Annotated in this window: 11 protein-coding genes; 7 read left to right on the forward strand and 4 right to left on the reverse strand. The window is 59.2% G+C overall.

What is annotated here, in order from left to right:
• Positions 1 to 6 precede the first annotated feature (6 nt).
• The 6 genes from Q0903_RS01865 to dtd all read left to right on the forward strand — a co-directional run bounded on the left by Q0903_RS01865 (position 7) and on the right by dtd (position 4,402).
• The gene (locus Q0903_RS01865) at positions 7 to 1,116 is read left to right on the forward strand and encodes an SPFH domain-containing protein (protein WP_299024546.1); all 1,110 of its coding nucleotides are present in this window, start codon (positions 7 to 9) and stop codon (positions 1,114 to 1,116) included.
• Positions 1,117 to 1,118: 2 nt separating this feature from the next.
• The gene (locus Q0903_RS01870; protein ID WP_299412345.1) at positions 1,119 to 1,520 is read left to right on the forward strand and encodes a Rid family hydrolase; all 402 of its coding nucleotides are present in this window, start codon (positions 1,119 to 1,121) and stop codon (positions 1,518 to 1,520) included.
• 30 nt (positions 1,521 to 1,550) lie between these two features.
• On the forward strand, positions 1,551 to 2,102 hold the full coding sequence (locus tag Q0903_RS01875; protein ID WP_299412347.1) for a cytochrome B: 552 nt from the start codon (positions 1,551 to 1,553) through the stop codon (positions 2,100 to 2,102).
• A gap of 69 nt (positions 2,103 to 2,171) precedes the next feature.
• On the forward strand, positions 2,172 to 3,281 hold the full coding sequence (locus Q0903_RS01880; RefSeq protein WP_299412350.1) for a TFIIB-type zinc finger domain-containing protein: 1,110 nt from the start codon (positions 2,172 to 2,174) through the stop codon (positions 3,279 to 3,281).
• 3 nt (positions 3,282 to 3,284) lie between these two features.
• Positions 3,285 to 3,962: a nitroreductase gene (locus Q0903_RS01885; RefSeq protein ID WP_299412353.1), complete on the forward strand. Its 678-nt coding sequence runs from the start codon at positions 3,285 to 3,287 to the stop codon at positions 3,960 to 3,962.
• A complete protein-coding gene (gene dtd, locus Q0903_RS01890) occupies positions 3,959 to 4,402 on the forward strand; it encodes a D-aminoacyl-tRNA deacylase (protein WP_299412355.1) in 444 nt (147 codons plus the stop codon). Before Q0903_RS01885 ends, dtd begins: the two co-directional genes overlap by 4 nt.
• A 54-nt stretch (positions 4,403 to 4,456) precedes the next feature.
• On the opposite strand, the gene Q0903_RS01895 is transcribed toward dtd, so the two are convergent.
• From Q0903_RS01895 to Q0903_RS01910, 4 genes are all read right to left on the reverse strand, one after another.
• Positions 4,457 to 5,638: an HlyD family efflux transporter periplasmic adaptor subunit gene (locus Q0903_RS01895; RefSeq protein ID WP_299024558.1), complete on the reverse strand. Its 1,182-nt coding sequence runs from the start codon at positions 5,636 to 5,638 to the stop codon at positions 4,457 to 4,459.
• Complete coding sequence (locus tag Q0903_RS01900) at positions 5,635 to 7,854, reverse strand: ATP-binding cassette domain-containing protein (protein ID WP_299024560.1); 2,220 nt, start codon at positions 7,852 to 7,854, stop codon at positions 5,635 to 5,637. Before Q0903_RS01900 ends, Q0903_RS01895 begins: the two co-directional genes overlap by 4 nt.
• Complete coding sequence (locus tag Q0903_RS01905) at positions 7,851 to 9,143, reverse strand: TolC family protein (RefSeq protein ID WP_299412359.1); 1,293 nt, start codon at positions 9,141 to 9,143, stop codon at positions 7,851 to 7,853. Before Q0903_RS01905 ends, Q0903_RS01900 begins: the two co-directional genes overlap by 4 nt.
• A 141-nt stretch (positions 9,144 to 9,284) precedes the next feature.
• Positions 9,285 to 12,467, reverse strand: coding sequence for an Ig-like domain-containing protein (locus tag Q0903_RS01910; RefSeq protein WP_299412361.1), 3,183 nt, complete (start codon positions 12,465 to 12,467; stop codon positions 9,285 to 9,287).
• Between the two features lie 328 nt (positions 12,468 to 12,795).
• On the opposite strand from Q0903_RS01910, the gene Q0903_RS01915 reads away from it, so the two are divergent.
• Positions 12,796 to 14,793, forward strand: a complete 1,998-nt coding sequence (locus tag Q0903_RS01915; protein WP_299412364.1) for a CocE/NonD family hydrolase — start codon at positions 12,796 to 12,798, stop codon at positions 14,791 to 14,793.
• Positions 14,794 to 14,823 lie beyond the last annotated feature (30 nt).

Here is a 14,823-nt window from a genome sequence, read left to right on the forward strand (position 1 = left end):
CATTCCATGGGCATTTTCGATTTCCTCTCAGGTGAATTCATTGACGTCATCCACTGGACCGATGACACCCGCGACACTCTGGTCTGGCGGTTCGAGCGCGAGGCGCATGAAATCAAATACGGCGCCAAGCTGACCGTACGTGAGGGGCAAGCAGCGGTGTTTGTCCACGAGGGCCAGCTGGCCGATGTTTTCACCCCCGGTCTCTACATGCTAGAGACGAACAACATGCCGATCATGACCACGCTCCAGCATTGGGACCACGGGTTCAAATCGCCGTTCAAATCCGAGATTTACTACGTCAACACCACGCGGTTCAACGATCTGAAATGGGGCACCAAAAACCCCATCATCGTGCGCGACCCCGAGTTCGGCCCTGTGCGCCTGCGCGCCTTTGGCACCTACTCGATCCGCGTGGTCGATCCCGCCCTGTTCCTGCGCGAAATCGTCGGTACAGACGGCGAATTCACAATGGACGAAATCTCGTTCCAGATCCGCAACATCATCGTACAGGAATTCTCGCGCACCATTGCACGCGCACAGATCCCCGTGCTCGACATGGCTGCCAACACGCGTGAACTGGGCAAACTGGTCGGCGGTGAAATCGCGGGTCAACTGGCCGAATACGGTCTCGCCATGCCCGAGCTCTACATCGAGAACATCTCGCTGCCCCCTGCGGTAGAGGAAGTTATGGACAAACGCTCTTCCATGGGCGTGATCGGCAACCTCAACGAATATATGCAGTTCCAGACAGCCGAGGCTTTGGGCCGTGACGGCACTGGGGCAGCAGCCATTCAGGCGGGTCTGGGCGCTGGCCTTGGTATGCAGATCGGCGCACAGGCCGCAGCAGGTGGCCCGTGGGGCGCACAACCCGCAGCAAAAGCCGCCCCTATGGCGCCTCCCCCCCCACCCGTTGAACATGTGTGGCACATCGCCGAAGGGGGCGAGACAACAGGCCCCTATTCCAAGGCAAAGATGGGGCGCATGGCCGCCGAGGGCAAACTGACCCGCCAGACTTTTGTCTGGACACCCGGTCAGGACGGCTGGATGCGCGCCGAAGATGTGATGGAGTTGGCACAGCTCTTCACCGTGCTGCCCCCGCCGCCGCCGCCCGCCTGATCATGGCACGGCAGGCCGTCTTTCCACCCGCACTGGCCCACGCAGTTGCCGCCAGCGGCTTTTCCCCCGCCATCCGTGCGGGGGACTTGATATTTCTGACAGGGGCTACTGGCGCTGATGCGCAAGGCGTGATGCCTGATGACGCCGCCACACAGACCCGCAATGCGCTGCAAAAGGTCCTGACAATCCTCGACGCCGCAGGCGCCCAGCCGCAAGACGTGGTCGAGATCACCAGCTATCACATTGGCCTGCGCGATCATTTTGATACTGTAGATGCGCTGCTGCGCGAGACACTCGGCCTGCCCCTGCCCGCATGGACGGCTGTCGAGGTCGCAGGCCTGCGCAGAGAAGGTGCCGTGATCGAAATGCGAATTGTTGTGCACGCTCCCCTCCCTCAGACGTGACAGAAAGGCCCGTGGCACTACCTTAGCGCCATGCAACGCTTTGCAAAATACAAACCCAACCGCCGCACGGTGCTAAAGTGGACCCATGGCCTGATGATCCCGCTGTTCATCTGGTTTTTGATTGTCACGCCCGACATGGTCGTGCCACTGGGTAGTCCATGGTTTGCGATCCACTCCAATCTGGCGCTGGTATTCGTGTCTATCTGCCTGCTCTGGACGGCCGATGTCATGCGTCGCGGCCTTGCCTCTCGCCCTGGTCCCAAGCTGCAAGGCTGGGCGCGGTACATCCATCGCCCACTGCATCTGAGCATCATCTGGGGCCTGTTTCTGGTCGCCCTTGGCGGCTTCGCGCTGGGGCTCACATCCTTTGTGCAACTCAAGGCGGGCCTGTGGCTACCCATCGCCCCGCCCATGGGCTGGCGCGACGCAAACGAGATCATCGGCAAGCTGCATATCTACCAGTTTTATCTGCTGGGGGTACTCATCGCGGGGCATGCAGCCTTCCACATCTGGCGGCATGTCAAACTGCGCGACAACGCCCTGCGCATTATGGCCCCACGCTTCCTTCACCGCTTTTTGTGACCGCCCCTTGACCCCACCGTGCGCAAGCACAATGTTGGCGCGGAACCCCCAACCCCAAAAGGTCTGCCCTTGCCCGACACCACACCAGACACCGTCCTGCAAGAGCACCGCTTTCCGTGTGATACATGCGGCAGCGACCTGCGGTTTGATCCCCAGGCAAGTGAGCTGAAATGCGACCATTGCGGCCATGTAGAGCCGATAGGCACTGTCTGGACGCAGTCGCGCGCCATCGCCGAGCTTGATTTGCAACGCGGCCTCAGCCAGACGCTCGACACCGCCGAGATGGAAGAAACCCGCGTCAGCCAATGCCCCAACTGCGCCGCACAGGTGGAATTCGACGCACAATCCCAAGCGGCTGAATGTCCCTTTTGCGCCACCCCCGTGGTGGTGGACACAGGGCTGCACCGCCACATCAAACCCCGCGCCGTTCTACCATTTGCCTTGCCGCAGGAGGTCGCGCGCGATGCGATGAAAGACTGGCTCGGCAGCCTGTGGTTTGCGCCAAACGGGCTGCAAGCCTACGCGCGCAAGGGGCGGCGTATGGATGGCATCTATGTTCCGTACTGGACCTATGACGCGCAAAGCGACACGCGCTATTCGGGCGAGCGCGGCACAGTCTATTATGAAAACCGCACCGTCATGCGCGATGGCAAACGCACCACTGTGCGCGTGGCCAAGGTCCGCTGGCGCGGCGTCTCGGGCCGTGTGGCGCGGTTCTTTGACGATGTGCTGGTACTCGGCTCGCGCTCCTTGCCCAAACGCTTCACCGACGCGCTAGAGCCGTGGGATCTGGCCGCACTGGAACCCTACGCCCCCGAATACCTCGCTGGATTTCGCGCAGAGGGCTATACTGTCCCCCTCGACGAAGGCTTTACCGAGGCACGCGCAAAGATGGACGCCATGATCCGCCGCGACGTTAAATTCGACATCGGCGGTGACCGCCAGCGTATCCACAACATGGATGTCGACCTCAGCAATATGACATTCAAACACATCTTGCTGCCTGTCTGGCTGGCTGCCTACAAGTACCGCGGCAAATCCTACCGCTTTGTCGTCAACGGCCGTACAGGGCGGGTACAGGGCGAACGCCCCTATTCCGCGATAAAGATCGCCTTTGCAGTGATCACAGGTCTCATCATCGCCGCCATTATCGGCTACCTATATGCACAAAACGGATAAGTCATGAGCCAGATCGACACCCTTTCCCAGATCCTGACAGATCGCTATTCCTGCCGCGCATTCCTGCCTGATCCTGTGCCGGATGCCGATCTAGGCCGCATTGTGCAGGCCGCACGCCACGTGCCGTCCTGGTGCAACGCACAGCCGTGGCAAGTGGACATAACGCGCGGTGAGGCAACCAACCGCCTGCGCGCCAAACTGTCCGAGACTGCCAGCGCAGGCACACCTCCCTCCCCCGATCTGACATGGCCCTCCAAATACACAGGCGACTACGCGATGCGCCGCCGCACTTGCGGTTTCCAGCTCTATGATGCCGTAGGAATCGAGAAATCGGACCGCGCAGGCCGTGCCGCGCAAATGCTGCGCAACTACGCCTTCTTTGACGCGCCTCACGTGGCCATCATCCACTCCCCCGCAGAACTCGGCCCCTACGGCGCGATGGATACGGGCGGCTTTGTCACCGCCTTCACTCTTGCCGCCACAGCACTGGGTATTGCCACGGTCGCGCAGGCCGCAATCGCCGCCTATGCCCCCCTGCTCAAAGAGCATCTGGACATCGCGGACGATCGCCTGATCCTGTGTGCCATTTCACTGGGCTACGCCGATACTCAGGCCCCCGCCAACCAGTTTCGCACCCAACGGGCGCAGACCGATGACATCATCCGCTGGCACGACACATGAAGGCGCTGCTGCAACGCGTCACAGACGCCAGTGTGACTGTAGAAGGGGCGATCATCAGCCAGATCGACACGGGCATGCTGATCTTCGTCTGTGCAATGCCGGACGATACCGATAACACTGCCAAGGCCCTCGCACTCAAGATATCCAAACTGCGCCTGTTCAAAGACGATGCAGGCAAGATGAACCTCAGCCTTGCGCAAACAGGTGGCGGTGCGCTGGTCGTCAGCCAGTTCACGCTGGCGGCAGATACATCCCGCGGCACAAGGCCCGGTTTCTCTTATGCGGCAAAGCCCGATCTGGCCGAAACCCTGTATCTACAGTTCGCTGGTGCCCTGCGCGATCTGGGTATTCCCGTGCAAACGGGAAAGTTCGGTGCCGATATGTCCGTGGCCCTCACCAATGACGGTCCCGTCACCATCTGGCTCGATACCGACAGCTGACAGGGTCGGCGGGCGGGCGATGCACGCGTAGCTGTGCGAGCGCGCGCGCAGGCCCTATGGCTCGCGGAATGCTTCTTTGGATTTATACAAAGGCTTCAGCAGATATTGCAGCACGGTCTTGGAGCCTGTGTGCAATTCCACACTTGCCTGCATACCGGGGCGAATTTCCAGCGCCACCTGACGCTCTGTCAGGTTCTCCGTGTCCACAGCCAACGTCACTTTGTAGTGCGGATCACCGTCAGGATCACGCGCACGCTCGTCTTTGAACGTATCCGCCGATATCAGCTTCACTTCGCCCTTGAGCGTGCCATAAATCGTGTAATCATATGCCGACAGTTTTACAGTCGCCGCCTGCCCGCGCCGTACGCCTGCAATATCCTCGGGCTTCACCCGTGCTTCCACAAACAGCTCTTCGTCCAGCGGAATGATCTGCAAAATCTCTTCGCCAGGGCGCACAACCCCGCCAATGGTGGTGACTTGCAAGTTGTTTACAATCCCGCGCATCGGCGCGCGCAGCAAGGTACGGTCCAACTGGTCCGTACTCGATTTGAGGTTCTGGCGCAGGGTCGACAGCTCACGCAGAACGTCCGAATACTCCTGCGCACGGTCCAGCTCGGTGCTGGTTACGACATCGTCATATTTGATCTTTGCATCCGCATAGGCTTTGCGGGCGCGCGTGGCCTCGATAAGCGATACAATCTTGTTCTTGAGCAGCCCGTCCATCAGGTCGCGCTCTCGCTGCGCCTCTACCAGCACCTGCCGCGCACCGTCTACAGACGTCACATAATCCGACTGCCGCGCTTGCAACAATGCCGCTTCTGATGCGACCATATTAGGCGTCCGGCTGCGCCATTCGCTTGGCACATCAAACGTATACTCACCGTCAATCTCGGCCTCCAGCCGCAGACGGCGGATCTCGAACGCACTGATCTGGTCCTGTAGATCATCAACCGAGGATTGGAACTGAGTGTTGTGCAACCGCGCGAGCACATCGCCCGCCTCGACAATATCGCCCTCACCAACGGTCAGTTCTGCCAGAATACCGCCTTCAAGGTTCTGGATAATCTGCGGGCGCGAACTACTGATCATACTGCCTTCGGCGCGCACAATCTCGTCCACCCATGCGAAAAACGCCCAGATCAGAAACACGATCACCGTAGCTGCGCTCAGCCAGACCACCATAGACGGGCCGCGCAACTGGCGCGTCATGTGGTCGTCCATTCCAACACTGCTCATGCCGCACCTCCCTTGATGGCGGTAAGATGCGCCATGACCTCGTCTTTCGGCCCGTCGATACTCATCCGCCCATTGTGCAGGATGATCGTGCGGGTCGTCAGCGCCAGAATCGGCGCGCGGTGCGTGGCGATCACGGCCGTACGGCCTGCCATCCATGTCTCAAGCCGTGCTACCAAACCAGTTTCCAGCTTTTGATCCAGCGCAGCGGTAGGCTCGTCCAGCAAACAGATCTTGGGATCTTGCAGCCACAACCGCGCCCAACCAATGGACTGGCGCTGCCCGATAGACAGGCCTGCGCCTGCGTCCATGATCTCTAGGTCCAGACCCTTGGGGTGATTGCGCACAAACTCGCCCAGCCCTGCAAAATCAAGCGATTTCATCAGCCGCGCATCATCGCGCTCCAGCATGGTCAGGTTCAGGTTATCGCGCAATGTGCCGGAAAACAGCCGTACGTCCTGGCCCAGATACCCCACCAGACGGCGCAGATCACGCGGCTCGATCTGGGTCATCTCCGTGCCATCGATCAACACCCGCCCCGTCGTCGGCGCATAAAGCCCGCTCAAGACCTTCAGCAAGGACGACTTGCCCGAGCCATTGGCCCCCAGAATGGCAATCCGCTGACCCGGCAGAATATTGATGCCCGGCAAATCCAGTGTCGGCGCGCCCTCTTCCATATAGCGGAAAGTCACATCGCGCAGCTCGAAGTTACCCGCCAGATGGTCACGGCGCATGTATGTGCGCCCTTCCATGGCGTCCTGCTCTGAGCCTGCAATATGCTCCAACCCGTCCAGCGCCGATTTCACATTGCCCCAGCGTGCCATCGTACCCGCCAGCTGCGTCAAAGGCGCCAGCGTGCGCGAGGTCAGGATCCCCGTAGCGATGATCGAGCCAACAGTGAACTGCCCTGCAAACACCAGATAAGTGCCCATAATCACAGCCGCCACATAGGTGCCTTGCTGCACCCCTTGGCTCCAGAAGGTCAGCACCGATGCCAGCTTGCGCTGCTCGGAAGACTTCACGGCAGACAGCGTGGTCAGTTCGCTCCACAGCCGCTGAACACGGTCCTCGCCGCGCTGCGTCTTGACCGTATCCAGCTCGAATATCGCCTCGTGCAGCAGGCGCGATGATTTGGCCGTGGCACCTTGGGTCTCCTGCGTCAGGCGGATCATACGCTTTTGCATGAAAAAGCCGGGCACAACCATCAGGATGCCACCAATCACCAACACCCACACTACGTTCCCCGCGATCGACGCCACAAGGAACAGAAACACAAAGATAAACGGAATATCCGCGATCGTTCCGATGGTTGACGCAGTGAAGAACTCGCGCACAGACCCGAATTCGCGCATGGAGGAAAACAGATCGGACGGCGCTTGGGGGCGCTTGTCGCTGCGCATGCCGAGAATGCGGTTCATTAGCAATTCCAGCACCGACAATTCGATCTGGCGGCCGGCACCATCCATCAGCTGCGCGCGGGCGATCTTGATAAACGCCTCCATCAACAGCGCCAGCACAGCCCCTGCGGCCAGCACCCACAACGTCGCCTCGGACTGGTGCGGGATCACGCGGTCATAAACCTGTAGCGAAAACAGCGCCACAGCGACCGCCAAAAGATTCGCCACGAACGATCCCAATGCAACCTCGCCCAACTGGCGCTTGAACTTTGGGAACTGTCCCCAGAACCAATGGGCCGGTTTTTCGGCTGTCTTATGTACTTCTGCAACTTTTTCGATAGGCATCTGCGCCCGCAGGGTCAGCCCAGAAAAGAACGGCACAAAATCCGCCGCTGGCACCAGCGCGCGGTTGTCGGGACAGGTTGTGTCATACACCACCAGATCATCGCGGTCGCGTCCCATCACCAGCAGCAACTGGCCCGATGTCATATACACCAGCGCAGGAAAGCTCTGCGCATCAAGCGATGTGGCGCGCTGCATTTCGGCCTGCAATCCATTGCGGCGCAGCAGCATGGTGATGATCTGTGCTTCGTCCTGTTCGGTCGCGTCGGGTTTCAGGCGCTTTGCCAGCGCATCGGCCAGATCGGATTGCGAAATCTCTGCGCCCAGCACACTGCCATATGTCGCAATCAAAGCGCCGCGTGCGCGCAGGCGATCCTCAAAGCTCGATGTGTTGTCGGCCTTGGGCAACTCTTCAAGTGGTGCTGGTTTCAGACGCCCCGAATTGCCGTTTACGATTGTCAGGGTAAAGGGTTTGCTCATATCGCGGATCCATCGGCCAACACGCCCAAAAGCTCGGCCATGGCCACACGCAAACGGATCGCTTCATATTTCAGGGTAACTTCGGCCTCTTGCTGGCGGGCGAATGTCTCATAAACACCGACAACATCCATCACCTGCCGCTGGCCTGCATCATATTGCGCCTGAAACAGATCAAGGTTCTTCTTGGCCTGCGCCGTCAGACCGGACGCTTCTGCTGCTTGCCGCTCTTTCGAGGCTATCTGACCTTCGAATTTGCGCAATTGGCGGTTTGCGTCTTCGGTGGCCTGGGCCACGTAACGGCCCGCCGCCTCTTTGGTGGCTTCAATCGCTTTCAAACGGTCGCCTGTGCCAAGGCCCAGCAACCCGTCGGATTTGATGCGGAGCCCGAATGTGCTGTCCTGCCCTACGGTGCCGCTGGCACTCAGACCCGGCAGTTGCCCCGCACGGTCGACTTTTGCGGCGGCAATGGCGCGGATTTTCTCGGCCTCTGCCTGCGTCACACTCAGCGGCTGGGCCAGACCTGCGCTTACCGGCAGGGGCGAGACGCCGCGCACACTGCTCAGATCACCTACAGCCATGGCGTTGAGTTCTGAAATAGCCGTGCTGGCCGTCTCGGACGCAGCCGACTGGCTAGCGCGGATTTCCAGCAATTTCTGGCGCAGCACATGCAGATCAGAGCTGTCAGAGACACCTCCATTCACGCGCTGCTGCATGATCCATTCAAAATGCCCGATGTCTTTGGCGCTCTTGGTCGCCAGCACCTGCTTTTCGCGCGCCTCAACAGCGTTGATATACAGGTCCAACCCCGTGCGAACCCGTGCGTTGGTATCCGATGCCAACGCAACGGCGGCCACTTCAACATCGGCCACGGCAAACTCGCGCTCGCCCTTCTTGCGGCCATTGTCATAAATCACCTGCTCGACAATCAGATTTGCCACAACCGAGCCGAGCGAGGTCAGGCTGATGTTGGGGCCAATTGAAGGGAGCCAGTTTTTTGATGCAGCACGCGCGCGCAACTGCGCTGCGCGCAGCTCGCTTTCCGCGGCGCGGGAATTTGCGGCCAGCACGGCAGTCGCCACGCGGCTATAGGGACTGCCCGCAGGCAGAACCGTACGACGGGCCAGAAGGCCCTGAATAATTTCGCTTTGCGCGTTGATCTTTTCGGAATGTGTGGGCTTGGCCGTTGCCGTGTTGGACGTGGTGCTTTGCATAGCCACCACATCGCTGGCGCCGCCGTTGCCACCCATATCCGATAAACACCCAGCAAGCGCGAGCGCACTTGCGCACATCGCTGCTGTCTTTAGCCTACACTGCCCCATATCCTGCCCTTAACGTGCCGATATTGTTATATTTTTATTATTATTTGTCATGTGTCGGGTGCGGCGGTGGTTTGGCCCCGCCGCATCCCGTTATCTTTGCTCAGGCACGCATTAGATGGTGACAGGAATTTCCTGATCGACCAGCAGCGTACCCTCGGCGCCAACAGCATAAACATTGTATGTCTGGCCATCGACGTCTTGTGTACCTTGCGCCACGCCACCCTGAATAGTGACCTGATCCTCGGACGAGCCGTGGATGGTCAGCGTATTGGTCTCGGTCGACAGTGCCAGCAGGCTGGCCTCGTCAATCACAACACTGGCCGCTTCGGCAAAATCAAGATCGAGGTTTTCGATCTGGTAGTCGCCAAGGTTCATGTTGGTCAGATCAACCGAGTTGGTGGCCGCCTCATCGTCCAGCACCAGATAAGTGCCCGATGTGTTGCCCGCATCATCCGTTGCATTCACAATCAGCTGCGAACCGTTCGGCACGTTTTCGTTGAACACGAAATCCGTCTCGCCGCGCAGAGAGTTGAACCCCTGCTGGCCCGCTACTTCTGCGATGGAACCATCGGTCTGAACCTGCACAACAGTCTGCGCATCGGAGGTCGGTGATCCGTTTTCCATAACAGTCTCGATCGAGATGCCACGAATACCGTCACCCGCGCGGGTGAAGGATGCAATGACAGGCCCGTCCGGTGCCGCTGTGTCGATGGACAGCGTGTCCTCGATCACGGCCACGTTGCCCACATGGTCTGTCGCCTCAACCGAGATGTTGGCCGCATAAGCACCGCCGCGCACATCGCCCGCAGGCACAGTGACCGACCAGTTACCCGCCGCATCGACGTCCGCAGTGTAGGTTTTGCCGTCGAATGTGACTTCGACAGTCGATCCCGCCTCGACCGAACCACCCAGATCAATGCCCGCCGCCGCTTCGGCTGCGTTCACAACCTGATCGGCACCCGCAGAATTGCTGGTCATGGTCAGTGGCACAACTTCGGTATCAACATCCACAGTAGCACTTGCGTCTTTGGTGTTGCCCGCAGCATCCGTTGCCACAACATCAACATCGGCTGTGTAGGTGCCTTCGGCCAGAACATTCGCGCTGAATACGGCGCTCCAGTTACCCGCCGCATCGATTGACGCAGGCACGGTTACACCGCCCATCCTTACCATAACAGAAGTAGAGCCTACTTCCGTGGTGCCTGTCACAGTAACATTGCCACCATATTCGCTGGCGCTGATGATGTTGTCAGTTGCAATCGTATCCGCAACAACGCTGAGGTTGTCCACGCGAGTGTCCACTTCGACACTGTCTGTAGCAGAACGGCTATTGCCATAGGCATCTGTCGTTGTTGCTGTGATTTCAGCAGTATAGACGCCTGCAGCCACATCACCAGCCGAGTAGAATGCCGACCATTTGCCTGCGTTGTCAGCGACAACATTCTTGCTGACACCTTCCATGGTCACAGTGACCACAGCGCCTGCATCTGCTGTACCTGTCAGGGTCACACCATCGCTGGCTTCAACCTCGTTCACGATGTCATCAGTCTCGACAGGCGTGCTATCGATGGTCAAAACACCAGCTTCCGTATCAACCTGAACGGAAGTCGAAGCAGTATCCACGTTGCCAGCGGCGTCCGTGGCAGTCGCTGTCATTGTCGCAGTGTATGTACCAGCCGCAACGCTGCCCGCAGCGAATGTTGCTGTCCAGCTGCCATTTGCCGAAACAACAGCTGTCGCCGTCGCACCACCCAGCTCAACCACAACGGAAGAGCCTGGCTCGGTCATACCCGATACAGTCAGCGCCTGGCCTGCTTCTTCGGCGTTGATCACACCATCTGCACCACCGGTGCTGGACGTGATCGAGAAGTCGCGCACAAGTGTGTCGACCTCGAAAGTGCCCGATGTCGTAGCTGTGTTGCCATATGTGTCAGTTGCAACAACCGAAACAGTGCCCGTGTATTCGCCCTCCGCCAGATCGGTGGAAGAGAATGTCGTGCTCCATGTGCCGCTGCTTGTTGCGGTCACGGTCTGTGTCACACCACCGATTGTCACCTCAACAGACGAGTTTGCCTGCGCAGTACCGGTGAACGTAACGCCGTCCGCATGCTCGACACCGTTGATGGTGCCGTCACCGCCCACTGTTGCCGTTTCCACGGTCACGGATGTGACTGTGTCTACGACCAGTGTTTCGGAATAGCTGCGTGTGTTGCCAAAGCTGTCTGTTGTGACAGCTGTGATGCCTGTTGTGTACTCGCCAGCGTCCAATGCGCCTGCGGGCCAGGAAACAGTCCATGTGCCGGTCTCGGACACGACAGTTGTCTGGGTGATGCCCGCAATTGTCACGTCAAGCGTTGCACCCGCCTCGCCCGTACCAGACAGTGTAACACCATCCGAAAAGCTCGAAGCGTTGAAGAAATCACCAACCGATTCAGTACCTTCGGTAAAGGTAATCTCTGGCGCTGTTGTATCGATCTCAAACGAAGGACCGTCCAGATCAGTATCGTTCCCGTCGGGGTCCGTTACCGTGACATCCGAGTCGTAGACACCGTCGTCAGGGAAATTGTCGCCATCGAAAACAGCTACGAATTTGCCATCATCATCAATGACCGTGTCAACACTCTTGTCACCAACAGTCACTGTTACGCTATCACCCGGCTCACCGCCGCCTGTGATGGTCAGGATCCTCTCTTCGCCGTCACCGCCGATTGTGACGTTGGCGTCGCTATCGTTTACAAACGGGGCTGCGGGGCCATCATCGCCGCCGCCGCCTGCCGCGCCGATAATCGCAGCGCCGCCCAAACCAGCAGCAATCGCGCCGCCGGTTCCCAGCAGGCTACCACCACCCAACAGGGCCGCACCCAACATGGACACATCGTCGCCACCCTGCGCCAGCGGCACACCAGCGACTTCCGAATTGCCAAGAAAGATCAGATCGTCGGAAGGGCTCCATTTGCCCCACTCGGCAGTTGGTCCGTACTGTGCATACAGATTACCCTGACCCGCGTCGACAAAGCTGACCTCGTTCAGGTAGCCATCCGCCGAGACGAACAGGCGGTTTGCTGCACCGCTGTCATTAAAGAAGTTGTCGATGGTGATCGTACGACCATCTGCCAACGTGATCACCAGCTGATCCCCTGCGCGCACTTGGCTCGCAAAGTCCGACTGCCGCGCGTTGATCGATATCTCCTGACCTGCGCCAGCAACAATCACTTGGTTTTGTACGTCAGGTGACACCTTGCCACGCTGCATACCGCCCGCACTTCCGCGGACGACGAAATCAATCGCCTTCATAGTTCTACCACTCTACCTCGAAAGCGCCTACTTTTGCAGGTCACTTGGTTCATAATTTTTTGTTTTGCTGCTACCCGGCCCGTTCAAGCGTGCCGTGATTTCACCGTTATTCCTGCACACTATTGCCCCGATTTGCTAAAATCTAGTGTTAATTTGCGAAAGATTCCCCGTAAATACATATATCTGCGCTCTGTGGCACAAACACACACATGATATGCCCAGCATTACCATGGAACCCGTCAGGTCAATCTGAGAGTCCGATCAATAGCTTATCGCGCACCTGTGCAGGCGCGTTGACATCCCCCCTAACCAACTGCACCTTAAGCGAATGAATGATAAAAATAACGCGCTGCGCCCGCTGATCGAAGACCCCGACCACACCATAACGCTCTCCGACGGTGTACGTCTGTCCGCCCGCCTGTGGCACCCCGAAGATGCGCAGAGCGATCCAGTGCCGCTCATCCTTGAGTTTCTCCCCTACCGCAAACGCAATGGCACCTGTGCGCGCGATGCGCTGACCCATCCCTATTTCGCCGCCCGGGGGTATGCCTGTGCGCGGGTCGACATGCGCGGCAACGGTGATAGCGAAGGGCTGATGGAAGACGAATATACCGCGCAAGAACTCTCGGACGCGGTCGAGGTGATCCAATGGGCCGCAAAACAGCCGTGGTGCAATGGCCGTGTCGGTATGATGGGCATCAGTTGGGGCGGGTTCAATTCGCTTCAGGTTGCTGCCCTCGCTCCCGATGCGCTTAAGGCAATCATTACACTCTGCTCTACTGTAGACCGTTTTGCCGACGATATTCACTACAAGGGCGGCTGCCTTTTGAACGAAAACCTCGGCTGGGGGGCAACGATGTGGAGCTATTCGTCGCGCGCGCCCGACCCCGCCCTGCGTGAAAACTGGCGCGAGATGTGGCTGGAGCGGTTGGAGAACGAGCCGTTCCTGCCCTCCACATGGCTGCGTCACCAACGCCGCGATGCCTATTGGCAGCACGGCTCCGTCAGCGAAGACTATTCGAAAATCAAAGCCAAAGTGCTGGCGGTTGGTGGCTGGGGCGACGCCTACAAGAATGCCGTGCCGCAACTGGTCGAGGCGCTGGACGGGGCCAAAGGCATCGTTGGGCCGTGGGTACACAAATACCCCCATTTCGCCGTGCCCGAACCGCGCATCGGCTTTCTGCAAGAGGCGCTGCGCTGGTGGGATCACTGGCTAAAAGACATCGACACAGGCGTTACAGAAGATCCTGATTACCGCGCCTATCTGATGGACGGCGTGCGCCCCGCCGCATGGTACACGCGGCGCGATGGCCGCTGGATTGCCGAAGCCACAGGCGCCACCAGCCACCTCCCCGTACAAACCCTGAATCTCGGCGCGAACGGCACACTCATCGACGCGCCCCAGACGATAAATGCCCATGTCGCCTCTCCCGCTCATTGCGGGGCGGCAGCGGGTGAGTACTGTGCGATCTGGCTAGGGCCTGAAATGCCCGGGGATCAGCGCGGCGATGATGCACTATCCAGCACATTCACCTCTGCTCCGCTGGATGCGGATATGGATATTGTTGGTGCGCCGCGCCTGACGCTGGCGCTATCGTGCGACAAACCACAAGGCCAGATTGCTGTACGCCTCAATCATATCCACCCCGACGGCGCCGCCACGCGGATCACCTATGGCGTGCTGAACCTGTCGCACCGTGGCGGCGCAGCGGCGCCTCACCCCATGACACCGGACCAGCCCGAACAGATCACGCTTGATCTGGATCATATCGCCTACCGTGTACCGGCAGGCCACAGCATCCGTATCTCACTCTCTTCATCCTATTGGCCCCTGATCTGGCCCGCGCCACAGGCAACAACGCTCACGCTGACCAGCGGCAGCATCGCAATTCCGCAACGCCCGACAAAAGGCGGGGACGAGACATCATTTCTGCCGCCAGATGCCGCAGATCCGTGGCAAACACATACCCTGCGTCCCGAAAACCACATCCGCCGTCAAGAAACCGACATGGTCACCGGCATACACAGCCTCGTGATCGAGGATGATTTCGGCAAGCAGCAGGATGCCGAGCATGGCTTGATATCGGGATCTTGCGCGCGCGAACGGTGGGATATCCACCCCGATGATCCGCTCTCGGCACGCGGTCACTGCCTGTGGGAAGACGAGATGCAGCGCGGCGATATCCAGCTGCGCACACGCACAGAATGCAGTATGTGGTCCGACGCCGATACCTTCTACCTGAGCGCGAAAATCGAGGCGTGGGAGAACGACACGCTCGTTTATACACGCGATCGCAATGACGAAATCGCACGGGACAACTTGTAATCACGCTGTTTCGCCTCTGGGGCATTACCC

The organism is uncultured Sulfitobacter sp. (assembly GCF_947502895.1).
GTDB lineage: Bacteria > Pseudomonadota > Alphaproteobacteria > Rhodobacterales > Rhodobacteraceae > Sulfitobacter.

Bases quoted from the DNA above. Each gene is read 5' to 3' on its own strand.
- Q0903_RS01865 (WP_299024546.1), top strand. From the start codon at position 7: ATGGGCATTTTCGATTTCCTCTCAGGTGAATTCATTGACGTCATCCAC.
- Q0903_RS01870 (WP_299412345.1), top strand. From the start codon at position 1,119: ATGGCACGGCAGGCCGTCTTTCCACCCGCACTGGCCCACGCAGTTGCC.
- Q0903_RS01875 (WP_299412347.1), top strand. From the start codon at position 1,551: ATGCAACGCTTTGCAAAATACAAACCCAACCGCCGCACGGTGCTAAAG.
- Q0903_RS01885 (WP_299412353.1), top strand. From the start codon at position 3,285: ATGAGCCAGATCGACACCCTTTCCCAGATCCTGACAGATCGCTATTCC.
- dtd (WP_299412355.1), top strand. From the start codon at position 3,959: ATGAAGGCGCTGCTGCAACGCGTCACAGACGCCAGTGTGACTGTAGAA.
- Q0903_RS01895 (WP_299024558.1), bottom strand. From the start codon at position 5,638: ATGAGCAGTGTTGGAATGGACGACCACATGACGCGCCAGTTGCGCGGC.
- Q0903_RS01900 (WP_299024560.1), bottom strand. From the start codon at position 7,854: ATGAGCAAACCCTTTACCCTGACAATCGTAAACGGCAATTCGGGGCGT.
- Q0903_RS01905 (WP_299412359.1), bottom strand. From the start codon at position 9,143: ATGTGCGCAAGTGCGCTCGCGCTTGCTGGGTGTTTATCGGATATGGGT.
- Q0903_RS01910 (WP_299412361.1), bottom strand. From the start codon at position 12,467: ATGAAGGCGATTGATTTCGTCGTCCGCGGAAGTGCGGGCGGTATGCAG.
- Q0903_RS01915 (WP_299412364.1), top strand. From the start codon at position 12,796: ATGAATGATAAAAATAACGCGCTGCGCCCGCTGATCGAAGACCCCGAC.